Origin of the sequence: Hydrogenophaga sp. NH-16, from assembly GCF_004006415.1 — a bacterium.
Lineage (GTDB): Bacteria > Pseudomonadota > Gammaproteobacteria > Burkholderiales > Burkholderiaceae_C > Hydrogenophaga > Hydrogenophaga pseudoflava.
Genome location: NZ_CP029344.1, coordinates 4,342,800 through 4,368,220 on the forward strand (window position 1 = coordinate 4,342,800; position 25,421 = coordinate 4,368,220).

Genomic DNA, 25,421 nt, shown 5'->3' on the forward strand with positions numbered 1-25,421 from the left:
CCAGCGGAGACCCTGAACATGATCACCAAGACCATCCGCTACGAACTCGCCAACGGCATTGCCACCATCACCTTCGACGAGCAGGGCTCCCCCGTCAACACCATGTGCCTGCAGTGGCAGGACGACCTGGACGCCATCGCGGCGCAGGTGGCCCAGGACAAGGCCCAGCTCAAAGGCATCGTGCTGGCCTCGGCCAAGAGCACCTTCTTTGCGGGTGCGGATCTCAAGGGCGTGATGCGCTCGACCGAGGCCGACGGCCCGCGCGTGTTCCGCGAGATCGAACGCATCAAGAAGAACTTCCGCATCCTCGAAACGCAGGGCGTGCCGGTGGTGAGTTGCCTCAACGGTGCGGCGCTCGGCGGTGGCTGGGAGGTGGCGCTGGTCGGTCACCACCGCATCGCGGTCAACAACCCCAAGATCCAGTTCGGCCTGCCCGAGATCACGCTGGGCCTGATTCCCGGTGGCGGCGGCATCACCAAGATGACGCGGTTGCTGGGCCTGATGGCCGCGCAGCCCTACGTGTTGGAGAGCAAGCTGTTCGGCCCCGAGGAGGCGCTGAAGATTGGCGTGGTGCACGAACTGGTCGCCACACCCGAGGAGCTGCTGCCGCGCGCGCTCGCCTTCATCGAATCGGCGCAGGGCAAGCCCGAGGCCTGCACCCACGTCTGGGACCGCAAGGATTACAGGATGCCCGGCGGCACGCCTAGCAACCCCAAGATCGCCGGCATGCTGACGGTGGCGCCGGCCGTGCTCAAGCAGAAGACGCGCGGCCTCTACCCCGCGCCCGAGGCGGCGCTGGCGGCCATGGTCGAAGGCGCGATGGTCGACTTCGACACCGCCATGCGCGTGGAAAGCCGCTACCTGGCCGGACTGATGACCGGCGGCGTGGCGCGCAACATGATCAACACCTTCTTCTTCAACATGAACGCGATCAAGAGCGGTCAGTCGAGGCCGAAGGACGTGCCGCGCTACCAGCCGAAGAAGGTGGGCGTGCTGGGCGCCGGCATGATGGGTTCGGGCATCGCCTACGCGCAGGCCACGCGTGGCATCGCCACCGTGCTCAAGGACGTGAGCGTCGAAGCCGCCGAGAAAGGCAAGTCGTACACCACCAAGCTCACGCAGAAGCGGGTCGACAAAGGCCAGATGAGCGCCGAGAAACAGCAGGGCATCCTGAACCTCATCACGCCCACCGCCAGCGCCGCCGACCTTCAGGGTTGCGACCTGATCATCGAGGCCGTGTTCGAACAGCGCGAACTCAAGGCTATGGTGACCAAGGAAGCCGAGCCCATGCTTGCCGAGGGCGGTTTCTTCGCCAGCAACACCTCCACCCTGCCCATCTCCGGTCTGGCCCAGGCCAGTGCGAAGCCGGCCAAGTTCGTCGGCATCCACTTCTTCAGCCCGGTGGACAAGATGAAGCTGGTCGAGATCATCCGCGGCAAGGACACCGACGACGAGACCATCGCGCGCGCCTATGACTACGTGCAGGCCCTGGGCAAGCTGCCCATCGTCGTCAACGATTCGCGCGGCTTCTACACCAGCCGCACCTTCGGCACCTTCGTGATGGAAGGCGCCGCCATGCTGGGCGAAGGCATCCCGGCGCCCGTGATCGAAAACGCCGCCATGCAGGCCGGCATGCCGGTCGGCCCGCTGGCCGTGTTGGACGAGACCGCGCTCAGCCTGTCGGTGCATGTGCTGGAACAGACCCGCCTCGACTTCCAGAAGGAAGGCAAGCAATACGTCGCCACGCCCGGCGAGACACTGGTCGAGCAGATGGTCAAGCAGCACAAGCGCCCGGGCCGCGCGGCCGGCGGTGGCTTCTACGACTACCCAAAGGACGGCCGGAAGCACCTCTGGCCGCAGCTCAAGGCGCTCTACGAAAAGCCGAGCGTCGACTGGAACCTGCAGGACGTGAAAGACCGCCTGCTCTACCGCCAGGCGGTGGAAACCGCGCGCTGTCTGGCCGAAGGCGTGCTCACCAGTGTGCACGACGGCAACATCGGCTCTATCTTCGGCATCGGCTTCCCGGCCTGGACAGGCGGCGCGCTGCAGTTTATCTACGGCATGGGCGTCGACGCTTTCGAGCGGCGCTGCGCCGAGCTGGCCGCCCGCCACGGCAGCGGCTTCATACTCGCGGACGCGGTGAAAGCCGCGCTGCGTCAACACCAACCCCAGTACTGATTCATGAAACGACTCGAAGGAAAAATCGCCCTCATCACGGGCGCCGCACAAGGCATCGGCCTGGCCACGGCCCTGAAGTTCGCCCGCGAAGGCGCCACCGTCGTCGTCTGCGACGTCAGGCAGGCCGCGGTCGACGAGGCCGTGAAGCAATGCCAGGCCGAAGGAGCCACAGCCACGGGCTTCGTGATGGACGTGACCCAGCGCGACATGGTCGACGCCGTGGTGGCCCAGGTGAAGGAGCGCTTCGGCCGCATCGACGTGCTGGTGAACAACGCCGGCATCACGCAGGACGCGCGCCTGCAGAAGATGACACTGGAGCAGTTCGACAAGGTGATCGATGTCAACCTGCGCGGTGTCTTCCACTGCGCGCAGGCCGTGGCCGACACCATGACCGCCCAGGGCAGCGGCGTGATCCTCAACGCCTCGTCGGTGGTCGGCATCTACGGCAACTTCGGCCAGACCAACTACGCCGCCACCAAGTTCGGCGTGATCGGTTTCACCAAGACCTGGAGCCGCGAACTCGGCCCCAAGGGCGTGCGCGTCAACGCGGTCGCCCCCGGCTTCATCAGCACGCCCATCCTGAGCACCATCCCCGACAAGGTGATCCAGGAGATGGAGCACCGCGTGCCGCTCAAGCGCCTGGGCCAGCCGGAAGAAATTGCCAACGTCTACGCCTTCCTGGCCAGCGACGAGGCCAGCTACATCAACGGGGCTGTCATCGAGGTTTCCGGCGGCATGTCGGTGTGACCTTCGGGCGCCCGGGATAATCCGGACATGCCCGAAAACACACCATCCACCGACGCCGCCCCCAACCGCCCGCGCTCGCGCACCGACCTCTTTCTGTCCTTCACCTGGCTGGCCCTGCAGGGCTTCGGCGGGGTGCTGGCCGTGGTGCAGCGCGAGCTGGTGGAGAAGAAGCGCTGGATGACCCGTGAACAGTTCGTCGAGGACTGGGCCGTGGCGCAGATCATGCCCGGCCCCAACGTGGTCAACCTCTCGCTGATGATCGGAGGCCGTTACTTCGGCCTGCCCGGCGCGCTGGCCGCGCTCGCGGGCATGCTCGCGGCACCCTTGGTCCTCGTGATGCTGCTGGCCGCGCTGTACGGCAGCGTGGCCGACAGCGCTGCGGCGCAGGGCGCGCTGCGCGGCATGGGCGCCGTGGCCGCCGGACTGATCACCGCCACCGGCATCAAGCTGATCGGCGCGCTGGACAAGAACGCCATGGGCCTGTGGGTCTGCATCGGCCTGGCCGCCCTCACCTTCGTCGCCATCGCCCTGCTGCGCCTGCCGCTGGCCTGGGTGCTGCTGGTCATCGGCGGCGGCGCCTGCCTCTGGGCCTACCGGGTGCTGGGCCGCGCCGGCAAGGAGGCCCAAGCATGAGCATGGCGCCCACATTTGCCAACTGGCTGGATCTGTTCCTGCACTTTGCGTCGCTGTCGCTGCTGGCGGTGGGCGGCGCCATCACCACCGCGCCCGACATGCACCGCTACCTGGTGGGCGAGCAGCACTGGCTGAGCGACGCGCAGTTCAACTCGTCCATCGCCCTCTCGCAGGCCGCCCCGGGCCCGAACGTGCTGTTCGTCGCCCTGCTGGGCTGGAACGTGGGTCTGAATGCGGGCGGAGGCCCCTCCGCGGGCTGGCTGGCCTGGGCGCTGGCGTTGCTGGGCGTGGCGGTGACGCTGGTGGCCATCATGCTGCCCTCTTCCATCCTCACCTACACCGCCACCCAGTGGGGCCACCGCAACCGCGAGCTGCGCGCGGTGCGGGCCTTCAAAACCGGCATGGCCCCCATCGTGATCGCCCTGCTGATCGCAACCGGCTGGCTGCTGAGCGCGTCCCACAACGTCCCGGCACGCGACTGGCCCCTGTGGCTGCTGACCGTCTGCGCCGCGCTGCTGGTCTGGCGCACCCGGCTGCACCTGCTCTGGATGATCGGCGCGGGCGCTCTGGCCGGCGCCCTGGGCTGGGTCTGACAGGCCTGACCCGGCTTACTTCTGGCGCTGCAGACCGGACAGGCCCTTGACGTCCAGCGCGTTCATCGCGGCGCGCACGCCGTCGATGTTCACGTTGTCGCCGCTGACTTCGATCAGCACGCCGTTGGCCAGCATCATCGACATCTCGGCGCTCGAACCGTCCTTGCGGTACTCCTCCTTGAAGGCCACGCCGTCTTTCTTGTAGACCTTCTCGACCTCGTCCTGGGTCTCGCGACTGACCGTGCTCTGCGCCCAGGCTCCCATGGCCATCATCAGCGCCGGCATGGCGCCGATGTCCTGCACCTTGACCTCGACACGGCCCGCATCGTTGCGGAACTCTGAGGTGACACTGGAGAAGGTCATCCCCATCGCCGAATCCGAACGGGCCTCGATGGCGGTGCGTTCCATGCCGGCGAGCTTGGCCGGCACATAGGCCTGCAGTGCATCGGGTGCGAACGGCTGGCCACCCTGACCGCTGCCCATGGCCGCCCCCATCATCTCGCCCAGCGCCTTGCCCGCGGCCTCCGAGTCGCCCTTGGCCTGGGCCGCCTCCATCTGCTTGCTGGCCTCTTCCATCTTCTTGGCCGCCTCTTCCAGCTGCGCGGTGTTGATGGTGACCTCAGAGCCCGGCACCTTGATGCTCACGTCCCCCGCGGGGGCGCTGGCGCCGCCCATCATCATGCCGGCGCCGCCGCTGAACAGGCTGCCCACGGTCATCACCACGATGCTGGCCACGATGCCGCAGACGATCAGCACGGCGGTGAAACCCAGCGCCTTGCCCTCGGGCACCTTCATCATCACCGGCACACCGGTGTAGAGCAGATAGATCGAGTAGAGCGCGGCCAGCAGGCCCAGCATGGACAGCGCCGGCAGCAGGTTGAACACCCCGCCCAGCAGACCGGCGGTGGCGCCGTAGGCGACCAGCTTGAAGGCCTTGCCCATGTCCTTCTGGCCGCCGAAGCTCGGGGCCAGCGCATTGGCCACCAGGGCCAGCACATAGATCATCACCAGGGTCAGCACGAAACCGACCACCATGTTGGCCAGCCCCGCCAGGATGGGCACCCGGAAATGGATGCCCATCATGCCCGTGCCGATCAGGCTGAAGCCGATGAAAGCCGCCAACGACGACACGCCGGCCAGGTAGACCAGGTAGTTCTTGTAGAGACCGGCAATGTCGTCCGGCTCGCCCTCGATGATCGGCCAGGTGGCCTTGGGCTTGAGCAGAATGGCTTGCACGCGTTCAACCAGGTTCATGAATTCCTCCTCGGGGTTGCAGACACAAGAAAACGGTCCGGCAGCGCGAACCATACCGCCATCCGCCGCAGCGGGCCACCTTTCAGCGTGGGCTTTCGAAGAACACCGCGTTGGTGTAGTCGCTGATCTCGAAATAGACCTTCTTTTCGCCCGGGTCGGCCACCATGTTCTGGTTCTCGTCGAGCACGCCATACCCGTAGCGGTAGGCACGCGGCTTGCCGTCGTCGGTGCCCAGGGCCGTGCTCATCTTGTCGATGGACAAAAAGCGCCGGGCCAGTTTGTCGCCGGCGTAGATTTCGAGCACGCCGTTGGTGCCGGTCCAGTTCTGGATGTCGCGGCTGATCTTGTTCTGCTGTTCCTGCGTGCACCCGGCGAGCAAGACCAACCCCAGAACACAGGCGAATGCAGACGGCATGGGTTTCATGCGAGCCTCCCTTGAAAAAGATCAGCCGCGCTGGCGCAAGGCCTCGTACAGGCACACGCCGCTGGCCACCGACACGTTCAGGCTTTCGACGCCGCCCTTCATGGGGATGCCCACCAGCTCGTCGCAGGTCTTGCGCGTTAGCTGGCGCATGCCGTCGCCTTCGGCGCCGAGCACCAGGGCCACCGGCCCCTTGAGATCGACCTGGTACAGCGTCTTGGGCGCATCGTCGCTGGTGCCGATGACCCAGATGTTGCGTTCCTTGAGTTCGTTCAGGGTGCGCGCCAGGTTGGTCACCATGAAATACGGCATGGTCTCAGCCGCACCGCTGGCCACCTTGGCCACCGTGGCATTGATGCCGACAGCGTGGTCCTTGGGCGCAATCACCGCATGGGCACCCGCGCCGTCGGCCACCCGCAGGCAGGCGCCCAGGTTGTGGGGGTCGGTCACGCCGTCGAGCACCAGAAGCAGCGGCGCGATGCCATCGGCCTCCAGCTTTTCCAGCAGTTCGTCCAGCGAATGGGCCTGCTCCAGCGCGTTGACCCGGGCCGCGACGCCCTGGTGGCCGTGGCTGCCCGCGAGTTTGGCCAGGCGCAGGCCATCGGCCTCGATCAGGCGCACGCCCGCCTCCTTGGCGCGCTCGATGAACTGCCGCATGCGCTGGTCGCGCCGCGTCGGCTCGAAGTAGATCTCGATGATGGATTGGGGCGCGGTTTTCAGGCGCACGCCCACGGCGTGGAAGCCGAACAGGACTTTGGGGGAGGACATGCCCCGATTATCAAGCCCCCACGCGCCGCTTCCGATCGGTTCAGGCCGCCGCTGCCTCCGGCTCGCTGGCCTGACCGGCCTCGATGGTGATGCGCCGCTCGCAGCGCTGGGCGATGCCCCGGTCGTGCGTCACCAGCACCAGGGTGGTGCCCTGCTCGCGGTTGAGCTCGAACATCAGCTCCATGACCTTCTCGCCGGTCGCAAAGTCCAGGCTACCGGTGGGTTCGTCCGCCAGCAGCACCGCCGGCTGCACCACGAAGGCCCGCGCCAGCGCCACGCGCTGCTGTTCGCCTCCCGACAGCACCTTCGGGTAGTGGCCAAGGCGCTCGCCCAGGCCGACGCGCTGCAGCATGGCAGTGGCGGCGCTGCGGGCATCGCGCCGGCCGGCCAGTTCCAGCGGCAGCATCACGTTCTCCAGCGCCGTCAGATTGCCCAGCAGCTGGAAGCTCTGGAACACGAAGCCGAGCTTCTGGGCACGCAGCGCCGCGCGCTGGTCCTCGTCGCGGGCGAACAGGTCCACGCCATCGATGAACACGGTGCCGCGGGTCGGCGTGTCCAGCCCGGCGATGATGGACAGCAAGGTGCTCTTGCCCGAACCCGAGGCACCGACGATGGCAGCGGTTTCCCCTTGGCACAGGGAGAAATCGATATCGCGCAAAATCGTCAGCGTGCCCGTGGAGTCGGTGACCGACTTGAACACATGCTGCACCACAATCATTTCCTGAGCCATGTAGTCCGCCCTGAAAGGCCCGACAGTTGAAACGACGCCACTTTAACGCCCTGCTCTGCGCCGCCGCCGGCGCGGGGTCAATCGCGCCGGTCTTCGCACAAACGGCCGCCACAGCGGCCAACGTGCTGGTGGTCGGCGACTCGCTCAGTGCCGAATACGGCCTGCGGCGCGGCAGCGGCTGGGTGCAGATCCTGCAGGAACGCATGATCAAGGAGGGCATTCCGGCGCGCATGGTCAACGCCGGCATCAGTGCCGACACCACCTCAGGTGGCCGGTCCCGCCTTCCGGCGCTGCTCAGGCTGCACAAGCCGGCGGTGGTGATCATCGAGCTTGGCGCCAACGACGCGCTGCGCGGCCTGCCGCTGAACATGACGCGCGACAACCTGACCGCCATGACGAGGGCCTCGAAGGTGGCCGGTGCCAAGGTGGTCCTCGTCGGTATGCAGGTGCCGCCCAACTACGGCAGCCAGTACACCCGAGACTTCCGTGACCTCTTCCAGCAGGTGGCCAGCGCGGAAAAGGCCGCCCTGGTGCCCTTCCTGCTCAAGGGCGTGGCCGACCTGCCCGACCCGACCCTGCTGTTCCAGGACGACCGCATCCACCCCAACGAGGCCGCCCAGGCCACGATCGCCAACAACGTCTGGCCGGTGCTCGCGCCCCTGCTGCCGAAACGATAATCGGCGGATGCCTGTCCGTACCCTGCCCGCCACCGAGGTGCTGCACCGCCTTGGCGAATTTGACGCCGTCATCGACGCCCGTTCCGAAGACGAACATGCGCTCGACCACGTGCCCGGTGCGCTGAACTGGCCCAGCCTGAACAATGCCGAACGCATCCTGATCGGCACCATGTACAAGCAGGTCGACGCCTTCGAGGCCAAGAAGCGCGGCGCAGCGCTGGCCGCGCGCAACATCGCCGCACACATTGAACGGGAAGTGCTGGACAAGCCCAAAGGCTGGAAACCGCTGGTCTATTGCTGGCGCGGCGGCAACCGCAGCGGTGCACTGGCCACCATCCTGGGCGCGATCGGGTTCCAGGTCACGCTGATCGAGGGAGGCTACAAGGCCTGGCGCGCCGCCCTCGTGAACGACCTGTCTGCACAGGCGCAGCGCCTGCACTACCGCGTGGTCTGCGGCCCCACCGGCAGCGGCAAGACACGCCTGCTGCACGCGCTGGCGGCCGAGGGCGCTCAGGTGCTGGACCTTGAAGGCCTGGCCCGCCACCGCAGCTCGGTGCTCGGGCACATCCCTGGGGTCGAACAGCCCAGCCAGAAGCGATTCGACAGCCTCGTTTGGGAGGCCCTGCAGGCCTTCGACCCGGCGCGCCCTGTGTTCGTCGAAAGCGAGAGCAAGAAGGTGGGCAACCTCCGTGTGCCCGATGCACTGATCGACGCCATGCGCGCCAGCCCCTGCATCGACCTGCGACTGCCCGATGAAGAGCGCGTGGCCCTGCTGATGGAAGACTACGACTTTTTCGTGAAGGACAGCGAGCACTTCTGTCGGCGGCTGGAAGCGCTGACCGAGTTGCGCGGCAAGGCGGTGGTGGGCGAGTGGATCGAAAAAGTGCGCGCCGGCCGCACCAAGGAAGTGGTGCTGGACCTGCTCAGGCAGCACTACGACCCGACGTATGCGGCATCCATAGAGCGCAACTTTGCGCTCCATGCCCAAGCGCTCCCCTGCAGCCTGGGCTCTGGCTCAGATCAATCGATGCGCGTGGCCGCTCGCTCGCTGCTGAGCCCGGCGGGCTCGCAGCTCCTACCCGACGAAAGTTAGCCAATCAGCCGGCGGACGTGGGGCTCGCGTCTGAGCTGTCGCCGGCATCCGGCTTTTGGCCGGCGTCCTGCTCATCAGGGCTGCCGTCTCCGTGCGACTTGCGCTCGGCCTTGTTGCGCAGCTTTTCCTCTTTCTTCTGCTTCTTGGCGAGCTCGCGTTGGCGTTTTTCGTATCCGTAGTTGGGTGTGGCCAAGGGGGTGTTTCCGAGGTTGATGTGGTGAATTGGTCAGGTGTGAAGGGCCGCAAGGGCTTGGGCCAGGTCGGCCCTGAGATCATCGGCGCTTTCCAGGCCGATGGCAAACCGCACCAGCCCACCTTTGTGCGCCCAGGGCCGGGTGCGGATCGCCGGCACGTTGTACGGCGCGCAGAGACTGATCGGTCCCGCCCAGCTCCAGCCTGGCCTGAACAGCCGCAGGCGGTCACAGAAGGCGTCGATCTGGGACTGGGAGAAGCGCTCGTCGAACACGGCGCTGAACAGACAGGCCGCCGCAGTCGCTTCGCGTGCCCATGCTTCATGCCCCGGAGAGCCCGCCAGCGCCGGATGCAGAACACGCACGACGCCCGGCTGGTCCTGCATCCAGGTGGCCAGCGCCCTTGTGGTCGCATCCTGCGTCTGGTAGCGCAAGGGCATGGAGGCCAGGCCCCGCAGCACCAGCTCGGTGTCGTTGCCGCTGACACCAAGACCCAGACGCATGTGACACATCAGTAGCTGGTGGTGCAGTGCGTGGTCGCGCGTCACCACGGAGCCCATCAGCACATCGGCGCCCCCGCTGGGGTACTTGGTCAGCGCCTGCATCGAGATGTCGACCCCCAGGTCGAACGGGCGAAAGGCGATGCCGGCGCCCCAGGTGTTGTCCAGCGCGGTCAGGATGCGGCGTTCGGGCGCTCTGCCGTCGTTCGCCTGACGCACCGCCGCCACCAGCGCGGGAATGTCCGGAAACTCCAGCGTGATCGAACCCGGTGCCTCGATCCACACCAGGCGCGTGGCGGGTGACAGACGGCTGACCAGATCCGCAGGATCCAGCGGGTCGTAGTAGCGGTGGGTGATGCCCCAGTGCGCGAGCTCACCAGCTGCGAACGCCTTGCCCGGACCATAGGCGTTGTCGGGCAGCAGCACCTCATCGCCCTGGCGCAGGAAGCTCATGTCGACCAAGGTCAGCGCCGACAGGCCGCTGGGTGCCAGCACGCAATACTGGCCGCCCTCAATGGTGGCGATACGCTCTTCCAGCGTGAAGGTGGTCGGCGTGCCGTGCAGGCCGTAGGTGTAGCCGCTCTTGTCGGCCCACTCCTGCGTGCGAAGGGCATGCACGTCCTTGAACAGGACGGTGGACGCCTTGTGCACGCCGGGCGCAACGGCGTCAAAGCCCTCGGGAGGGCGGTATGGATGATGGATCAGTCGGGTGGACAGGTCTGACATTGAGTTCAGAGCTTCCACTTTTCGAGCAACTGCGCCGGTCGCATGCTGTCGTAGCTCTCGAAGGGTTGATGGATCCAGGGGTTGGTCGGCAGGAACTCGACCGAGTAGTCGGGCGTGAACACCGACACCGCCTTGGTCCAGATCACGGCGCTGCGCAGTTCGCTGATCGGCTTGTAGTGATTCTTGAGGGTGTCGATCACGGCCCTGAGCGTGTGGCCGGAGTCGGCTAGGTCATCGACCAGCAGCACCTTGCCGGCAATCTCGCCTCTGGGCGTGGTGATGTAGCGCGCGATGTCGAGGTTGCCCTGCTCGGTCCCGGCGTTGGCGCGGTAGGAACTGGTGGACATGATCGCCAGCGGCACGTCAAAGATGCGCGACAGGATGTCCCCGGGCCGCATGCCACCGCGCGCAAGGCACAGAATGGTGTCGAACTCCCATCCTGACTGGTAGACCTTGAGCGCCAGCTTCTCGATCAGGTTGTGGTATTCGTCGTACGAGACGTAGAGGTGTTTGCCGTCTTCGGTCAGCATGCGTGTCTTCCGTTCGTGGTCGCGGGTGGATTCATTCTGCACCAGAGCAACGAGGCTCAGGCACTGAACGGATGGTGAAGCAGGATGGTGTGGTCGCGGTCCGGACTGGTCGACACCACGTGGATCGGCACGCCAGTGGTCTCCTGGATGCGGTCCAGGTAGCGCTGCGCGTTGACCGGCAAGTCCTCATAACGCGTCTTGCCGACCGAGCTCTCGGTCCAGCCTGGCAGTGTTTCGTAAATCGGCTTGCAGCGAGAGATTTCATCGGCGCCGGCGGGCAGTATGTCGATGATCTCGCCGTCCAGCTCGTAGCCGGTGCACAGCTTGAGCTCGGACAGACCGTCAAGCACGTCGAGCTTGGTGATGCACAGGCCGGTGAGCCCATTCACCTGGGCCGAGCGCTTGAGCAGCGCGGCGTCGAACCAGCCGCAGCGGCGCGAGCGCCCCGTGGTCACACCTTTTTCAGCACCCACGGTGCTCATGTGGTACCCGGGTGTGCCAGGCACCTCCCAGTCCAGCTCGGTCGGGAAGGGACCGCCACCCACCCGTGTGCAATAGGCCTTGGTGATGCCCAGCATGTAGTGCAGCATCTGCGGCCCGACGCCGGACCCGGCGGCTGCATTGCCGGCCACACAGTTGCTCGAGGTCACGAACGGGTAGGTACCGTGGTCGATGTCCAGCAGCGTGCCCTGGGCGCCTTCGAACAGCAGGTTGGCACCCGCCTTGTGGGCCTCGTTGAGCTCACGGGACACGTCGGCGATCATGGGCTTGATCAGTTCGGCCTGGTGCATGGCCTCGTCATAGACCGCATCAAACTGGATCTCGCCGTCCTTCATGTAACCCGCGATCTTCTCGTCCCACGCCAGTTCGGCGGAGTGGAGGAAGGTCTTGAGCACGTGGTTGTGCAGCGCCAGCAACTCGCGCAGCTTGGTCGCGAAGCGCTCGGGATACTTGAGGTCCATCACGCGCAATGCGCGGCGGGCGATCTTGTCCTCATAGGCCGGACCGATGCCGCGGCCCGTGGTGCCGATCTTCTCGTTGCCGGCCTTGACCTTGGCGGCCTCGCGGGCAACGTCGATCGCGGCGTGGAACGGCAGGATCAGAGGGCACCCCTCACTCACCCGCAGACGCGAGCGCACTTCCACACCGGCCTTTTCCAGACCCACGATCTCTTCAAAAAGCTTGCCCACCGAGAGCACCACGCCATTGCCGATGTAGCACTTCACGCCGGGACGCATGATGCCGCTGGGAATCAGGTGCAGAGCAGTTTTGACCCCGTTGATCACCAGCGTGTGTCCAGCGTTGTGACCACCCTGAAAACGCACGACCCCCTGCGCGGACTCGGTCAGCCAGTCAACGAGCTTGCCTTTGCCTTCATCGCCCCACTGCGTACCCACGACCACCACGTTGCGTCCCGCAGAAGCGGCGCTGCTGTTCTTGCTCATTGCTTGATTCCGGTTAAAGGGATTTCACTGTCCAGGCACCCGCGCGCGCCGGATCGGGCACCAGTTCGCGGTCGCAATGGAACTCGTTGACTTCATGGTCGTGACCCGGCAGGGCACAGACGACGGTATGGCCCTGGGCCCGCAGCTCGGCGACGGTTTCTCGCAAGCCAGGCTCCATGCCCCAGGGCGAACGGATGGCCGCCACCAGAGGACGAGGCTCCACCGCACCAACCAGTTCCTTGAGGTCCAGGCTGAAGCCAACCGCAGGGCGTTTGCGCCCGAAGACCGCCCCCACCTCGTCGTACCGGCCTCCGCGCGCCAGCTCCATCGCAGCACCTTGCGGCCCTTGAGCAAACACGGCAAAGCGCATGCCGGTGTAGTAGGCGTATCCGCGCAGATCCGCCAAGTCGACGGAGACAACAACGTCATCACCCGCAGCGTGGTCGGCCAACCATTGGAGGTCGTCCAGCGCCAGCGTCAAAGCAGCGGAAGGGGTCAGCAGGGATCGCGCCCTGGAAATAACAGAGGCGTCACCAAACAGTCCTGGTAGCGACATCAGGTCGTTGCACACCGCGTCAGGAAGGCCTTTGGTCAGCTCGGACAGCCCTGGCACATCCTTGCCTGCGAGAGCAACATGGATGGCGCGCACCGTGTCGGCCGGCAGCGGCACCGGCGAAAGGACGGCGTCGATCACACGCACATCCGCGAGATCAAGCTGCAGCCGCCTAACGCCGGCATGACGAAGACAGGCCTGAGCCAGCTCCAGCACCTCCAGATCTGCCTCCAGGCCGGCATGCCCATAGATTTCGGCGCCAAACTGCAAGGGCTCCCGACTGGCCAGGGGACGGTCGACCCGGGTGTGAACCACTGGCCCGCAGTAACTCAGGCGGGCCACACCCCGCCGGTTGAGCAGATGGGCATCGATTCGCGCGACTTGCGGCGTGCTGTCGGCACGAAGCCCCAGCGAGCGGCCGGACAGCTGATCAACCAGTTTGAAGGTCATCAGGTCCAGCGCTTCACCGGTACCCGTGAGCAACGAGTCCAGATGCTCGACCATCGGCGGCATCACCAACTCGTAGCCGTAGCCGCGTGCGGTGTCCAGCAAACCCCTGCGAAGCTCTTCGATGTGCCGTGCCTCGGACGGCAGGACATCGGCAATGTGATCCGGGAGGACCCAGGCAGACATGTGAAATGAAGGGGGCTGTTAAAAACGTGATTTTACCGGGAGCTGCGCCTCGGTTTGGCTGTTGCTGCTCAGGCGACCCACCACCAGAGCGTCAGACCGCAGAGAAGGCAGATCAGACCGAAAAAACGGATCTGGCCATCGCGCATGCGCAGCATTTCGGAAAACACGCGGCGCCAGACTCTGGGCGCCACAAAGGGCATCAGCCCTTCGAAGATGAGGACCAGCGCCAGCGTGGGCCAGAACAGGTCGTAAAGCGCAGTCGTCACTCAGCGGGCTGCCGGAGCGCCGCGCATGGCCTTGAAGAACTCCGAAGACGGGTCCAGCACCATCACATCCGACTTACCGGTGAAGCTGGCCTTGTACGCTTCCAGGCTGCGATAGAACTGAGCGAACGCCGGGTCTTTGCCAAACGCCTCACCATACAGCGCAGCGGCCTTGGCATCGCCCTCACCTTTCACCGCCTGCGCCTGCTTATAGGCATCGGCCAGAATCACCTCGCGCTGGCGGTCGGCATCGGCGCGAATCTTCTCTCCCTCGGCAAAGCCGGTGGAACGCAGTTCATTGGCCACCCGTTTGCGCTCGGTTTCCATGCGCTGATAGACCGATGCCGTGATGCTCTCTGCATAGTCCACGCGCGTGATGCGCACATCGACCACATCCATGCCCCAGGGCTTTTCAGCACCGGCCACTGCGCGCAGCACCTCGCGCTTGACGTCCTCCATCAGCTCTTCGCGACGGCTGGACAGCAGTTCGTTGAGCGTGCGCTTGTTGACCTCTTGCTGGAAGGAGTTGCGCACCACCCGGTTCAGCTGCAGCGCGCCGGCGCTTTCATTCAGACCGACGTTGCGGATGTACTGCTGAGGCTCGCTGATGCGCCAGCGCACATACCAGTCGATCACCACGCGCTGCTTTTCCGCCGTCAGCGTCGGCTCCGTATCGCTGCTCTCCAGTGTCAGCAGCCGCTTGTCTATGTAGGACACATTCTGGACCAGCGGAATCTTCCAGCCCAGCCCAGGCTCGGTCACGACCTTCTTGATTTCCCCCAGCTGAAACACCACGCCAAACTGGCGCTGGTCGACCACGAAGAACGTGGCGCTGAGAAACGCCAGAGCCACCAGGAAAGAGGTGACGATAAATCCAAGCTTGTTCATGTCTCGAAATCTCCGGACGTCTTGCTTCAGCGGCTCTCACGCTCGCGCGAGCGGGCATTGCTGCTGTTCGTGGTGGCAGGCGCCGGGACCTGCGAGCTGGTCACGGGAGGCGTCACCGCAGCAGATGCCGAAGGCGACTGAGTGACCTGCTGCATCAACTTGTCCAGCGGCAGATACAACAGGTTCGAGCCAGCCTTGCTGTCGACCATCACCTTGGTGACGTTCGAATAAATGTCGGACATGGCGTCCAAGTACATGCGGTCGCGGGTCACCTGTGGCGCCTTCTGGTATTCGGTCAGCACCGCACGGAAACGCTGGGCATCACCATCGGCCTGGCCGACGATGCGCGCGCGGTAACCCTCCGCCTCGGCAGCCAGGCGAGAGGCCGCGCCGCGCGCCCTCGGCACCACGTCGTTGGCATAGGCCTGGGCCTCGTTTTTGGCGCGGTCGCGCTCCTGACTGGCCTTGAGCACGTCGTCAAACGCCGCCTGCACCTGCTCGGGCGGCCGCACATGCGTCAGGTTGACGCCTTCGACCACAACGCCCACCTTGTAGCGATCCAGGATGGTCTGCATCAGCGCCCGCACCCTCGGAGCGATCTGGTCGCGCTCCTCCACCAGGGCGGCATCCATCTTCATCTTGCCGACCACCTCGCGAACCGCGGTTTCGGCAGCCTTCACCACAGCAGACTCAGGATCGCGACTTTCGAACAGGTAAGCCCGGGCATCGCTGAGGCGGAACTGCACGACCAGCTTGATGTCGACGATGTTCTCGTCTGCGGTCAGCATGGACGACTCACGCAGCCCGGTGGCGGGCACGATGGCGTCACGCCCCACGTCCACCGAACGCAACTGGGTCACCGCCACAGTCTCATGGCGCTCGATCGGGTACGGCATGCGCCAGCTGATACCTGCCCCCACCGTGTTGCTGTACTTGCCGAAACGCGTGATGACCGCCTGTTGGCCTTCCTGCACGATGAAGAAGCCCGTCCCCAGCCATATCAGCAGCGCCACCAGACCGATCAGGCCAGCACCGATACCCGCCGATTTGGGGCTGGGGTTGAAGCCCGGTGTACCTCCACCATTGCCACCGCGATTCCCGCCGCTTTTTCCACCCAGCAAACCACCCAGCTTGCGGTTGAAGTCGCGCCAGAGTTCGTCCAGGTCCGGCGGCCCCTGGTTGGGGCCTTGGGGACGCTGCCCCCGGGGCTGAAGGTCGTCTTTTTCACCCGGTTTGGGGTCGGAGTCGCCGCGCTGGGGCTCTTCGCCTCTCCCCCAGCGGGGGTCGTTCAGGTTGAACACACCCAGCAGCCTCGCCCGCCAACCCGGACGGACCCCGGCACCAGGACCGCCGGAGAGGGATTCCATATTCACATTCATGGATGGTCAACTCTTGTTTCGGATCAAAACCACATTGTGCCCAATCAGGGCGCCGGATCATCGGAGGGGGCATCTGCCCCAAATGGCTCACCGCCAGCGACACGCTCCAGCACGATCGACGCCAGCAAGGCCCTCAACTCTGGCAGGCCGGTGCCCGCCAGCGCACTCACGAAGATACGAGGCACGCTTTGGCCGTCGAGTTCCATGGCGTCCTGCAGCACACGGGGTGCACTGGCTGGATCCATGGCATCAAGCTTGTTGAAGACCAGTATCTGTGGCACCTGGTTCGCCCCGATCTCCTGCAGGACACCCTGCACCGACGCGATCTGTTCCAGGTGCGATGGGTTGGATGCATCGACCACATGCAGCAACAGATCGGCGTCGGCCGCTTCCTGCAGCGTTGCAGCAAAGGCATCCACCAGTCCGTGCGGAAGGTCGCGAATGAACCCCACCGTGTCCGATAGCGACACCGACCGCCCCGCTTCACCGAGATACAGCTGCCGGGTGGTGGTGTCCAGCGTGGCGAACAGCTGGTCGGCGGCATATGCGCGCGCCTTCACCAGCGCATTGAACAGCGAAGACTTGCCAGCGTTGGTGTAACCCACCAGCGAGATCGCAAACGCATCACGTCGCTCTCGCTGCCGGCGCTGGGTCGCGCGCTGCTTCTTGACTTTCTCCAGCCGGTCCTTGGTCCGCTTGATGGCCTCGGCGATCATCCGGCGGTCCAGTTCGATCTGCGTCTCACCCGGACCACCGCGCATGCCAATCCCCCCGCTCTGGCGTTCCAGGTGGGTCCAGCGCCGGACCAGACGTGTCGAGAGGTACTGAAGGCGCGCCAACTCCACCTGGAGCTTGCCTTCGTGGCTGCGGGCGCGCTGCGCAAAAATCTGAAGGATCAGCAGGGTCCGGTCATTGACCGGTAAACCCAGCGCACGCTCGAGGTTGCGCTGCTGGGCCGGGCTCAGGGCCTGGTCGAACAGCACCTCGCTGGCACCAGTGGCCTGCGCCAGCATCCTGATTTCTTCCGCTTTGCCCGAACCGACAAACAACGCAGGATCGGGTGCCTTGCGCTTGCAGGTGACGCGATCAGCCACAGCAAAACCGGCCGTCTTCGCCAACAGGCCAAGTTCTTCGAGCGAGTGATCGAAATGGGGTAGACCGAAGTCCACCCCCACAAGAACAACCGACGGATGCGCCGGTGCGGAGGTACCTGAGGGGATCAAGAGCCGGAAGATTCGTCCGCACCGACGGCGGAGAACTGGACCGGGCGACCCGGAACGATGGTGGAGATCGCGTGCTTGTACACCATCTGGGTCACAGTGTTGCGAAGCAGAACGACGTATTGGTCGAACGATTCAATCTGGCCCTGCAGTTTGATCCCGTTCACCAGGTAGATGGAAACGGGCACATGCTCCCGACGCAACTGGTTCAGAAAGGGGTCTTGCAAGAGCTGGCCTTTGTTATTGCTCACGATATGCTCCGTGTTCAAAAATGAAGTGGATAAGGGAACGCACCATACCACACCGATGGCGAGCGCAGGAAGACGCCCGTGCGGACCTATTCCTTATAGGGATTGTCGGAGGTCTTGAACTCGATCCTCAGGGGCGTTCCGACCAGATCGAACGCCTTGCGGAAACGGCCTTCCAGAAAACGCTTGTAGGCGTCAGGCACGTGTTCCAGCGAGTTGCCGTGGATCACGATCACCGGCGGGTTCATGCCGCCCTGGTGGGCGTAGCGCATTTTAGGCCGGTACATGCCTACCTTCTGAGGCGCCTGAAAGGCAACCGCCTCCTGCAGCAGGCGGGTCAGCATGGGCGTTGGCATCTTGCGCATGGCGGAGGCCTGAGCCTGCACGATGGATTTCCAGACCGGACCAAGCCCCTGGCGCTTTCGCGCCGAGATCAGGTGCAGAGACGCAAATTTAAGGAACGCCAGCCGCGTTTCAATTTGCCGTTCGATTTGTTCGCGCTGGTAGCTGTCCACCGCATCCCATTTGTTGATCGCGAGCACCACCGCACGCCCGCTTTCGAGGATGTACCCGGCAATGTGGGCGTCCTGATCGGTCACCCCCTGCGTGGCGTCTAGAAGCAGCAGCACCACATGGGCGCTTTCGATGGCCTGCAAGGTCTTGACGACGGAGAACTTCTCGATCGCCTCAAACACTTTGCCCTTGCGGCGCAGCCCCGCGGTATCGATCAGTTCGAACTTCTTCCCATCGCGCTCGAACGGAACGGAAATCGCATCGCGCGTGGTTCCCGGAAGATCGAAAGCCACAAGACGCTCTTCGCCCAGCCAGACATTGATCAGGGTCGACTTGCCGACATTGGGCCGCCCGGCCACCGCAAGCCGGATCACCCCCTCCACCGGTTCTGCAGCCTCCTCGTCGTCCTCCGAAAACCCCTGGATGGCATCCAACGCCTTTTCCAGCATTCCTCGTACACCCTGCCCGTGAGCACTCGAAACTGGCAGCACCTCACCCAGCCCGAGCTCGAAGAACTCGGCCAGCTGCACGCCCTGCGTCATGCCTTCGGCCTTGTTTGCCACCAGAATGGTGGGCTTGCCCAGGCGGCGCAGGTACTGTGCGATGTCATGATCCTGCGCGCTCAGTCCGGCGCGCGCGTCGACCACGAACAGCACCACGTCGGACTCTGCCACCGCTTGCCGCGTCTGCTTGGCCATCTCGCGGTAGATGCCCTCGCTGGCTTCGGGCTCGAAACCTCCGGTATCGATCACGATGTACTCGCGCTTGCCCAGATGCCCGTTGCCGTAGTGGCGGTCGCGTGTCAGCCCCGCAAAGTCGGCCACGATGGCGTCGCGGGTACCGGTCAACCGGTTGAACAGGGTGGATTTGCCGACATTGGGCCGCCCCACCAGGGCGATCACGGGTTTCACGAACAGGTGCTTTCGATCAGCTCGCCCTGAGGGCGAATGGAAAATTTACTGCGAGCGCCAGGCAAACACGCCGCCGTTGCGCGTCTGGACCACCAGCGCAGGACCAGACAGCACCGGCTGGGCAAGCACGGCCGACCCATCGGTGCTGAGACGGGTGAGCTCACTGCCATCCGCCGTCGACAGCAGGTGCACCTGCCCGGACTGGTCTCCCACCGCCAGCAGCCTGCCCAGAACCAGCGGGGCCGTCAGATCCCGGAACTTCAGTCGGTCCAGTTCCCAGACCTTCTCACCACTGGCCCGTTGCCAGACCAGCACCCGATCATCCGTTTCGGTTCCCGCGACCCACTGCGCGTCGCCATCCACGCCCACTACACCTTGTGCTGCCTTGTTCCAGACGGAGCGACCGGTGTCTGTGTCCACGCAGGACACCGCCGAGTTGTACGCACGCGCACAGACGCTGGCACCCTGGCGACTCACAGGTCCGACGAGGTCCACGAGACGCTCTACCTCATTGGTACCGCGGGAGTTGGCAACCGGCACGTCCCACCGGGGCGTCCCGTTGTCAGGATTCAAACCCACCAGTCGACCTGACAGCCCGGCGACCAGGGTGTCTCCGACAGCCAGCAGGACCCCGCCCTGCCGCAGCACCAGAGGCTCGCCTGGTCGGGTCTGCGTCCACAACTTCGCACCGGTACGGCCATCGAACGCCAGCACACTGCGGTCGGCCGTCAGAACAAACACCCGCTGGCCCGCGACCAGCGGTGACGTGTAAGAGGCTGCGGGAAGCTGCGCCCGCCAGAGCTCCCGCCCCTCCGCCATGGCCACGAGCTGGTGTCCCTGGGTCACCACGGCGGCCACATCCCCATCACTGCCAGCGCCCGTCGACAACGGCGTGTTGAGGTTCACTCTCCAGACGTCCCGACCGGATGTGGCATCGACCACCGCCACCGTGCCGGAACCACCCGCCAGGTAGACCCGCCCCTGATGGGCGAACGGCGCCAGCGTGAGTGCCGATGCACCGACCTGGGTGGACCAGATCAGCTGTGCCGATGCCCGGTTCGCTGGTGGCGGCAGCTCCGCAGGCTTGACCTTGGACGGCCCCGATGAGCATGCCGCAAGCACCACCACAGCAGCTGCCGCCGCCAAGCGCTTCACCATGAGGGCAGAACCCTGGGCCGCCGGCTTCACTGCGCCACCCCACCTGTCGGGGACGGCGCCACGTTCACGCCCAGCGCCGCCAACTTGACCTGCACCAGCTGCCGATACTCGGTGCGCTCGTTCATGGTGTCCCACGCCTTCTGGTACTGGGCCTTGGCTTCGTCGGCCTTGCCCTGCGCCATCAGCACATCGCCCCGGCGGTCGGCGGCGAGCGCTGCGTAGGCCTCGGGCATCGGCGCCTCCAGCACCTTCAGCGCCTCGTCGTAGGCCTGTGCTTGCAGGTGCACACCAGCCAGCCGCAAACGGGCCACAGCCTTGTAGGAATCATCGGAGCCGCTGTCGGCGACCCAGGACAACGCCGCTTTCGCCCCGTCGGACTTGCCGGCCTCGAACAGGCTCTGAGCAGCGAGCATCGCCCCTTGCGCTGCGAAACTGGTTCCGCCGAACTTGTCCTTCATATCCGCGAGCGCACGTTCGATCTTGTCGGCGTCGCGCGCATCGGCGGCACGTTCAATTTCGTCGTACAGCGCCGCCGCCTTGATCGACTGGCTGCGCTGCCACCAGTTCCAGCCATTCCAGGCAGCGAACCCGCCGAGCACCACGATCAGTGCCCAGGTGATCAGATTGCCGTACTGCGCCCAGAAGTGCTTGAGCTGGTCGATCTGTTCCTGCTCTTCGAGGTCTAAATGAGTGGCCATGGCTGTTGTTTGGTTGAAGTCGTCGGATTGTAGGTGGTGGGGTGGCGTGCCAGACGCGTGTCAGAAGCCGCGCAGTCCCACCCCCCAGGCGGCAACTTCCGCCAGCGGCTGCAGTTGCTGCCCGGTGTCGGCGGCCCGGTCGCCACGCAGGGGTTTGACCGCCACCATGCCCTGCTCCAGCTCCTGGGCGCCGAACACCAGTGCATAGCGCGCGCCGCTCGCATCGGCCTTCTTGAACTGGGACTTCATGCTGCCCATGCCCTCGGCGCCACCGGCGTGCATCGCGACCGACACGCCCTGGGCGCGCAGCTGGCGGAGCAGCGGCATCGCGACCGACAGGGCAGAAGCATCCGGAATCACCGCGTAGGCATCCGGCGCCACAGGCTCGGGCAGCCGCCCCTGCTCCTTCAGCAGTTCGAGAATGCGTTCCATGCCCAGCGCCCAACCGACGGCAGGCGCCGGTTTGCCACCTATCTGCTCGAACAGCCCGTCGTAGCGTCCGCCGGCACACACCGTGCCCTGCGAGCCGAGCTGGGTGGTCACGAACTCAAACACCGAGAGGTTGTAGTAGTCCATGCCGCGCACCAGGCGCGGGTTGATCCGGTAGGCGATGCCCTGGGCATCCAGCAGCGCCCGAAGGCGGTTGAAATGCTCCAGCGACTCGGCGCCCAGAAAAGCCATGAGGTGCGGAGCCCCGTTCACCATGGCCTGCATGGACGGGTTTTTGGTGTCCAGGATGCGCAGCGGATTGCTGTGCAGGCGGCGGCGCGCATCCTCGTCGAGCAGGTCGGCGTGTTCTTCCAGGTAGCTGATAAGCGCCTGCCGGTGGGCCAGGCGTTCGGCCGGCTGCCCGAGGCTGTTGATCTCCAGCTCGATGCCCTCCAGGCCCAGCTCAGCCCACAGGTCGCAGGCCATCACGATCAGTTCCACGTCCACATCGGGCCCGGCAAACCCGAGCGCTTCGGCGCCAAACTGGTGGAACTGGCGGTAACGACCGCGCTGCGGGCGCTCGTGGCGGAACATGGGCCCCATGTAGTAGAGGCGCTTGCCACCGTCGTAGAGCATCGAGTGCTCGACCGCGGCGCGCACCACACCTGCCGTGTTCTCCGGGCGCAGGGTCAGCTGCTCACCGTTGAGGCGGTCTTCGAAGGAGTACATCTCCTTCTCGACGATGTCGGTCACTTCCCCCAGACCCCGGATGAACAGGGCGGTCGGTTCCACGATGGGGGTGCGCACGTTGCGGTAGCCGTAGCGGCGCATCAGCGACCGCAGCGTGTCTTCCAGCCACTCCCAGTGCGCGGACACGGGAGGTGCAATGTCGTTCATGCCTTTGACGGCGCTCAGTTTCTCTGCCATGAATCTCTCAGCAATGTTGGGCGGCAAGTGCAGCCGTCGGCTCAGGCTGCGGCGCCGAACCGCTTCTGGATGTAGTTTTCGACGATCTGCTGGAACTCGGTGGCGATGGCCTCACCGCGCAAGGTCATCGCCTTCTGGCCGTCGATGAACACCGGCGCCGCAGGCGCCTCACCGGTTCCCGGCAGGCTGATGCCGATGTCGGCGTGCTTGCTCTCGCCCGGGCCGTTGACGATGCAGCCCATCACCGCGACCTTCATGCTTTCCACGCCCGGGTAACGTGCGCGCCATACCGGCATCGAAGCCCGCAGGAAATCGTCGATCTGTTTGGCCAGCTCCTGGAAGGTGGTGCTGGTGGTGCGGCCGCAACCAGGACAGGCAGTGACACTGGGCACGAACGTGCGCAGGCCCAGCGCCTGAAGAATCTCGGAGGCCACCACGACCTCCTGGGTCCGTGCCTCACCGGGCTGCGGAGTGAGCGACACACGGATGGTGTCGCCGATGCCCTGCTGCAGCAGCACCGACAGCGCCGCGGTGGAAGCCACCGTGCCTTTCGCCCCCATGCCCGCCTCGGTCAGGCCGAGGTGCAGCACATGGTCGGTGCGGCGCGCCAGCTCCTGGTAGACCGCGATCAGGTCCTGGACCCCCGACACCTTGCAGGACAGCATGATGTTGGCGGGATTCAGGCCGATCTCTTCGGCACGGCGAGCGGAGTCCAGTGCCGAAGTGATCAGCGCCTCGTACATGACCTGGCGCGCATCCCAGGGTTCGGCCCGCTGGGCGTTGTCGTCCATCAGCCGAGCCAGCAGGTCCTGGTCCAGGCTGCCCCAGTTGACGCCGATGCGGATCGCCTTGTCGTGGCGGGCGGCAATCTCGACCATCTGTGCGAACTGCCGGTCGCCCTTGTCGCCGCGCCCCACGTTGCCCGGATTGATCCGGTATTTGGACAGCGCCTCGGCGCAGGCGGGGTGGTCGGTCAGCAGGCGGTGGCCGTTGTAATGAAAGTCACCGATCAGCGGCACATGAATGCCCATCCGGTCAAGCTGTTCCCGGATGTGCGGCACGGCCTGCGCCGCCTCATCGTTGTTCACCGTGATCCGCACCAGCTCGGAACCGGCCAGTGCCAGCTCCTTGACCTGAATGGCGGTCCCGATGGCATCGGCGGTGTCGGTGTTGGTCATGGACTGCACGCGCACCGGTGCACCGCCGCCAACGGTGACCTCGTGGTCACCCCACCTCACCACGCCGGGACGGCTGCGCCGCACACGCGGTGCGCTGACGGCGATGGGCTGCGGCTCGGCAGGACTTACTCGATCAGGAAGTGTTGCTGTGAGCATGGTCATTTCACCTGGAAGCGCGCCACGCTGTTGCGTGCGAGCGGCATCACATCAAAGCTCTGGCCTCGCACCGTCACCTGGACCGCGTCGGCCCGGCCGACCACCACCGAGTACGGCGGTGAAGCGGAAAAGTCAAGCGAATCGCCTGGTTTGAGCATGCGCTGCACCTGGGATACGCCCTTGCCATCCACCACCTCGACCCATGAAGCACCGACAGCCTGGATGCGCAAGAGCGCAACGTCTGCAACATCCGCGGGGGCGGCCGCTGCAGCGGGCACCGGCGCCGGCGCCGGTGCCGCAGCAGGGTTTGCTCCTGTCGCCGGTTCGGTCGGTGTGACAACAGTCTGCGATTCGCCCGAAGAGGTTTCGGCAGTCGCTGCCGCGGGAGGGGGCAACGACACCTCTGGTCCGGGCTCCACCCGCTCCGAAGCGTCGACCGCTGCAGACGGTGCCGCTTGCCGGAGCTGGTCGATCGTTGGCCCCCAGTCAGGAGCCAACAACAGGCCCGCAGCGGCCAGCACCAGCAGGAGCGACGCCAGCACGGCAGGCCGCCGCAGCCATTCGACGGCGGACGTGGTTGCTCTCTCCTGGGCAGGTTTGAAGGGTGCGTTGATGGTGTTCGGCGTATCGCCCAGCGCGGGTGTGCGACCGAAAGGAATCTGCTCCAGCACGGGCCCCGGGTCGATCTTCAGATGCCGGCAGGCGCTGGAGGCAAGCGCCCTGGCAAATGTCAGATCGGGCAGCTCCTCATAGCGGCCAGCCTCCAGCGCCTCCAGTTTCTTGACAGGCACCTTGAGCGCTGCCGCCAGCGCAGCAATGTGCAGGCCGGCCGCCTCTCTCGACTGCTGCAGCAGCACCGGCCGCATCCAGGCCATATCCTGGGACATGGTCGCCTCACTCATTGAAAGCCCCCCGCTGGTAAGACGCCCATTCCTTGGAACGGGGGAACCGGCGCTGCAGTTGCTGGGCCAATTGCTCGACCACCTGGACGTTGTTGAGCCTGCGCTCGATCTTGATGCCGAGCCAGAGGGTCTCGGAGTTGGCCTGCTCGGAGTTGTTGATGCGACGGATCACAAACTGCGCCTTGGTGAATTCGCCCCTGAGGTATTCCAGATTCGCAAGGTTGTATCCCACGAAGGGGTTGGCCGGATCGAGTTCGTACGACCGCGCGAAGCTGGCCTCCGCCTCGGCGGCCTGCCCCATGCGCAACTGGCAGGTGCCCAGCATCATCAGGGTCTTGGCCTGGTTGACGTACAAGGGATTGGACAGCGCGCTGCGGAACAGTGCCACGCCCTCGGCGTACCGCTGCCGCTGACAGAGAAACACGCCGTAGTTGTGCATGGCGTCGGCGTCGCGGGGATTGATCTGGAGCGCACGGCGGAAGCTCTCTTCAGCGAGCACCGGCTCGTTCAGCCGCATGTACACCAGTCCACGCAGCGAATAGGCGGGCCCGAAGCTGGCGTCGGCCGCCAGGGACTGCTTGATCTGATCGAGGGCCACCGACGTCTGTCCCTGCTCGAAGTAGCCCGCCGCGAGCTCCAGCCGGAGCCTTGCCCGCTTGCGTCCTTCGGGCTCATCCGATTCGGTGATGGGCTCCGTGCCCGTACCCGCGCTGGCGTTGGCACTGGTGCCAACGGACGTGGCAGCACAGCCACCCAGCCCCAACATGACCCCCAGCAGCAGCAGCATCCCCAGAGCACGAACCAGCCATGCAGACCGACCGACCTGCGGGGCCGATCCGGGCAGAGTTTCTGATCGCGCGCTGAAATCGTTCATGCCTG

General features: G+C 65.3%; 27 protein-coding genes. 6 read left to right on the plus strand and 21 right to left on the minus strand.

The genetic code is table 11. From position 1 onward, the window contains the following. Positions 1-18 precede the first annotated feature (18 nt). From DD542_RS20945 to DD542_RS20960, 4 genes are read left to right on the plus strand one after another with little or no spacing between them, the layout of a single operon-like run. Positions 19-2,178 carry a 3-hydroxyacyl-CoA dehydrogenase NAD-binding domain-containing protein gene (locus DD542_RS20945; RefSeq protein ID WP_127806952.1) on the plus strand — a complete coding sequence of 720 codons (2,160 nt, stop codon included), beginning with the start codon at positions 19-21 and terminating at the stop codon, positions 2,176-2,178. Positions 2,179-2,181: 3 nt separating this feature from the next. Next, complete coding sequence (gene fabG, locus DD542_RS20950; RefSeq protein WP_066154139.1) at positions 2,182-2,925, plus strand: 3-oxoacyl-ACP reductase FabG; 744 nt, start codon at positions 2,182-2,184, stop codon at positions 2,923-2,925. Between the two features lie 27 nt (positions 2,926-2,952). Further along, the gene (locus DD542_RS20955; protein WP_127806954.1) at positions 2,953-3,558 is read left to right on the plus strand and encodes a chromate transporter; all 606 of its coding nucleotides are present in this window, start codon (positions 2,953-2,955) and stop codon (positions 3,556-3,558) included. Further along, positions 3,555-4,151, plus strand: coding sequence for a chromate transporter (locus DD542_RS20960; protein WP_127806956.1), 597 nt, complete (start codon positions 3,555-3,557; stop codon positions 4,149-4,151). Before DD542_RS20955 ends, DD542_RS20960 begins: the two co-directional genes overlap by 4 nt. A gap of 15 nt (positions 4,152-4,166) precedes the next feature. Here DD542_RS20960 and DD542_RS20965 read toward each other — a convergent pair whose 3' ends face one another. The 4 genes from DD542_RS20965 to DD542_RS20980 form a co-directional block, all read right to left on the minus strand. Then, complete coding sequence (locus tag DD542_RS20965) at positions 4,167-5,405, minus strand: Yip1 family protein (protein WP_066154152.1); 1,239 nt, start codon at positions 5,403-5,405, stop codon at positions 4,167-4,169. 82 nt (positions 5,406-5,487) lie between these two features. Next, complete coding sequence (locus DD542_RS20970) at positions 5,488-5,820, minus strand: hypothetical protein (protein ID WP_164868449.1); 333 nt, start codon at positions 5,818-5,820, stop codon at positions 5,488-5,490. A 30-nt stretch (positions 5,821-5,850) separates the two neighbouring features. Next, positions 5,851-6,594 carry a 23S rRNA (guanosine(2251)-2'-O)-methyltransferase RlmB gene (rlmB, locus tag DD542_RS20975; protein ID WP_066154159.1) on the minus strand — a complete coding sequence of 248 codons (744 nt, stop codon included), beginning with the start codon at positions 6,592-6,594 and terminating at the stop codon, positions 5,851-5,853. A 40-nt stretch (positions 6,595-6,634) separates the two neighbouring features. Next, complete coding sequence (locus DD542_RS20980) at positions 6,635-7,324, minus strand: ABC transporter ATP-binding protein (RefSeq protein WP_127806958.1); 690 nt, start codon at positions 7,322-7,324, stop codon at positions 6,635-6,637. Between the two features lie 80 nt (positions 7,325-7,404). On the opposite strand from DD542_RS20980, the gene DD542_RS20985 reads away from it, so the two are divergent. Together DD542_RS20985 and mnmH are read left to right on the plus strand one after the other, a co-directional pair. Then, entirely contained in the window at positions 7,405-8,001 is a 597-nt protein-coding gene (locus DD542_RS20985) for an arylesterase (RefSeq protein WP_241559820.1), read from the plus strand. Positions 8,002-8,008: 7 nt separating this feature from the next. Then, positions 8,009-9,094 (plus strand): tRNA 2-selenouridine(34) synthase MnmH, encoded by a 1,086-nt coding sequence (mnmH, locus tag DD542_RS20990; RefSeq protein ID WP_127806962.1) that lies wholly within the window; start codon positions 8,009-8,011, stop codon positions 9,092-9,094. A 4-nt stretch (positions 9,095-9,098) separates the two neighbouring features. Here mnmH and DD542_RS20995 read toward each other — a convergent pair whose 3' ends face one another. From DD542_RS20995 to pilW, 17 genes are all read right to left on the minus strand, one after another. Further along, a complete protein-coding gene (locus DD542_RS20995; RefSeq protein WP_066154170.1) occupies positions 9,099-9,287 on the minus strand; it encodes a hypothetical protein in 189 nt (62 codons plus the stop codon). 33 nt (positions 9,288-9,320) lie between these two features. Continuing rightward, a complete protein-coding gene (locus DD542_RS21000) occupies positions 9,321-10,511 on the minus strand; it encodes a PLP-dependent transferase (RefSeq protein WP_127806963.1) in 1,191 nt (396 codons plus the stop codon). A gap of 5 nt (positions 10,512-10,516) precedes the next feature. Continuing rightward, a complete protein-coding gene (locus DD542_RS21005; protein WP_066154176.1) occupies positions 10,517-11,041 on the minus strand; it encodes a phosphoribosyltransferase in 525 nt (174 codons plus the stop codon). A gap of 56 nt (positions 11,042-11,097) precedes the next feature. Beyond that, positions 11,098-12,486: an adenylosuccinate synthase gene (locus DD542_RS21010; RefSeq protein WP_066154179.1), complete on the minus strand. Its 1,389-nt coding sequence runs from the start codon at positions 12,484-12,486 to the stop codon at positions 11,098-11,100. Between the two features lie 13 nt (positions 12,487-12,499). Beyond that, complete coding sequence (locus DD542_RS21015) at positions 12,500-13,672, minus strand: ATP phosphoribosyltransferase regulatory subunit (RefSeq protein WP_066154182.1); 1,173 nt, start codon at positions 13,670-13,672, stop codon at positions 12,500-12,502. Positions 13,673-13,740: 68 nt separating this feature from the next. Next, positions 13,741-13,938: a DUF2065 domain-containing protein gene (locus DD542_RS21020; protein WP_066154185.1), complete on the minus strand. Its 198-nt coding sequence runs from the start codon at positions 13,936-13,938 to the stop codon at positions 13,741-13,743. Next, the gene (hflC, locus tag DD542_RS21025) at positions 13,939-14,823 is read right to left on the minus strand and encodes a protease modulator HflC (protein ID WP_066154188.1); all 885 of its coding nucleotides are present in this window, start codon (positions 14,821-14,823) and stop codon (positions 13,939-13,941) included. It abuts the gene before it with no gap. 26 nt (positions 14,824-14,849) lie between these two features. Beyond that, positions 14,850-16,190: an FtsH protease activity modulator HflK gene (gene hflK, locus DD542_RS21030; protein ID WP_241559615.1), complete on the minus strand. Its 1,341-nt coding sequence runs from the start codon at positions 16,188-16,190 to the stop codon at positions 14,850-14,852. 56 nt (positions 16,191-16,246) lie between these two features. Continuing rightward, positions 16,247-17,377 (minus strand): GTPase HflX, encoded by a 1,131-nt coding sequence (hflX, locus tag DD542_RS21035; RefSeq protein WP_079366184.1) that lies wholly within the window; start codon positions 17,375-17,377, stop codon positions 16,247-16,249. 44 nt (positions 17,378-17,421) lie between these two features. Further along, positions 17,422-17,691 (minus strand): RNA chaperone Hfq, encoded by a 270-nt coding sequence (gene hfq, locus DD542_RS21040; protein ID WP_079366183.1) that lies wholly within the window; start codon positions 17,689-17,691, stop codon positions 17,422-17,424. 68 nt (positions 17,692-17,759) lie between these two features. Beyond that, positions 17,760-19,094 carry a ribosome biogenesis GTPase Der gene (gene der / locus DD542_RS21045; protein ID WP_066154198.1) on the minus strand — a complete coding sequence of 445 codons (1,335 nt, stop codon included), beginning with the start codon at positions 19,092-19,094 and terminating at the stop codon, positions 17,760-17,762. Between the two features lie 45 nt (positions 19,095-19,139). Next, complete coding sequence (gene bamB / locus DD542_RS21050; protein ID WP_127806966.1) at positions 19,140-20,252, minus strand: outer membrane protein assembly factor BamB; 1,113 nt, start codon at positions 20,250-20,252, stop codon at positions 19,140-19,142. Positions 20,253-20,278: 26 nt separating this feature from the next. Further along, a complete protein-coding gene (locus DD542_RS21055; protein WP_079366182.1) occupies positions 20,279-20,950 on the minus strand; it encodes a tetratricopeptide repeat protein in 672 nt (223 codons plus the stop codon). A gap of 60 nt (positions 20,951-21,010) precedes the next feature. Next, positions 21,011-22,306 (minus strand): histidine--tRNA ligase, encoded by a 1,296-nt coding sequence (hisS, locus tag DD542_RS21060; protein ID WP_079366181.1) that lies wholly within the window; start codon positions 22,304-22,306, stop codon positions 21,011-21,013. A gap of 41 nt (positions 22,307-22,347) precedes the next feature. Beyond that, positions 22,348-23,640 (minus strand): flavodoxin-dependent (E)-4-hydroxy-3-methylbut-2-enyl-diphosphate synthase, encoded by a 1,293-nt coding sequence (gene ispG / locus DD542_RS21065; RefSeq protein WP_127806968.1) that lies wholly within the window; start codon positions 23,638-23,640, stop codon positions 22,348-22,350. Positions 23,641-23,642: 2 nt separating this feature from the next. Continuing rightward, complete coding sequence (locus DD542_RS21070; protein ID WP_164868450.1) at positions 23,643-24,527, minus strand: RodZ domain-containing protein; 885 nt, start codon at positions 24,525-24,527, stop codon at positions 23,643-23,645. Positions 24,528-24,534: 7 nt separating this feature from the next. After that, on the minus strand, positions 24,535-25,416 hold the full coding sequence (pilW, locus tag DD542_RS21075) for a type IV pilus biogenesis/stability protein PilW (RefSeq protein ID WP_241559616.1): 882 nt from the start codon (positions 25,414-25,416) through the stop codon (positions 24,535-24,537). Between the last annotated feature and the right edge of the window lie 5 nt (positions 25,417-25,421).

Coding starts and splice junctions, on each gene's coding strand:
- DD542_RS20945 (WP_127806952.1), top strand. CDS start 19: ATGATCACCAAGACCATCCGCTACGAACTCGCCAACGGCATTGCCACC.
- fabG (WP_066154139.1), top strand. CDS start 2,182: ATGAAACGACTCGAAGGAAAAATCGCCCTCATCACGGGCGCCGCACAA.
- DD542_RS20955 (WP_127806954.1), top strand. CDS start 2,953: ATGCCCGAAAACACACCATCCACCGACGCCGCCCCCAACCGCCCGCGC.
- DD542_RS20960 (WP_127806956.1), top strand. CDS start 3,555: ATGAGCATGGCGCCCACATTTGCCAACTGGCTGGATCTGTTCCTGCAC.
- DD542_RS20965 (WP_066154152.1), bottom strand. CDS start 5,405: ATGAACCTGGTTGAACGCGTGCAAGCCATTCTGCTCAAGCCCAAGGCC.
- DD542_RS20970 (WP_164868449.1), bottom strand. CDS start 5,820: ATGCCGTCTGCATTCGCCTGTGTTCTGGGGTTGGTCTTGCTCGCCGGG.
- rlmB (WP_066154159.1), bottom strand. CDS start 6,594: ATGTCCTCCCCCAAAGTCCTGTTCGGCTTCCACGCCGTGGGCGTGCGC.
- DD542_RS20980 (WP_127806958.1), bottom strand. CDS start 7,324: ATGGCTCAGGAAATGATTGTGGTGCAGCATGTGTTCAAGTCGGTCACC.
- mnmH (WP_127806962.1), top strand. CDS start 8,009: ATGCCTGTCCGTACCCTGCCCGCCACCGAGGTGCTGCACCGCCTTGGC.
- DD542_RS21000 (WP_127806963.1), bottom strand. CDS start 10,511: ATGTCAGACCTGTCCACCCGACTGATCCATCATCCATACCGCCCTCCC.
- DD542_RS21005 (WP_066154176.1), bottom strand. CDS start 11,041: ATGCTGACCGAAGACGGCAAACACCTCTACGTCTCGTACGACGAATAC.
- DD542_RS21010 (WP_066154179.1), bottom strand. CDS start 12,486: ATGAGCAAGAACAGCAGCGCCGCTTCTGCGGGACGCAACGTGGTGGTC.
- DD542_RS21015 (WP_066154182.1), bottom strand. CDS start 13,672: ATGTCTGCCTGGGTCCTCCCGGATCACATTGCCGATGTCCTGCCGTCC.
- hflC (WP_066154188.1), bottom strand. CDS start 14,823: ATGAACAAGCTTGGATTTATCGTCACCTCTTTCCTGGTGGCTCTGGCG.
- hflK (WP_241559615.1), bottom strand. CDS start 16,190: ATGGAATCCCTCTCCGGCGGTCCTGGTGCCGGGGTCCGTCCGGGTTGG.
- bamB (WP_127806966.1), bottom strand. CDS start 20,252: ATGGTGAAGCGCTTGGCGGCGGCAGCTGCTGTGGTGGTGCTTGCGGCA.
- DD542_RS21055 (WP_079366182.1), bottom strand. CDS start 20,950: ATGGCCACTCATTTAGACCTCGAAGAGCAGGAACAGATCGACCAGCTC.
- hisS (WP_079366181.1), bottom strand. CDS start 22,306: ATGGCAGAGAAACTGAGCGCCGTCAAAGGCATGAACGACATTGCACCT.
- ispG (WP_127806968.1), bottom strand. CDS start 23,640: ATGCTCACAGCAACACTTCCTGATCGAGTAAGTCCTGCCGAGCCGCAG.
- DD542_RS21070 (WP_164868450.1), bottom strand. CDS start 24,527: ATGTCCCAGGATATGGCCTGGATGCGGCCGGTGCTGCTGCAGCAGTCG.
- pilW (WP_241559616.1), bottom strand. CDS start 25,416: ATGAACGATTTCAGCGCGCGATCAGAAACTCTGCCCGGATCGGCCCCG.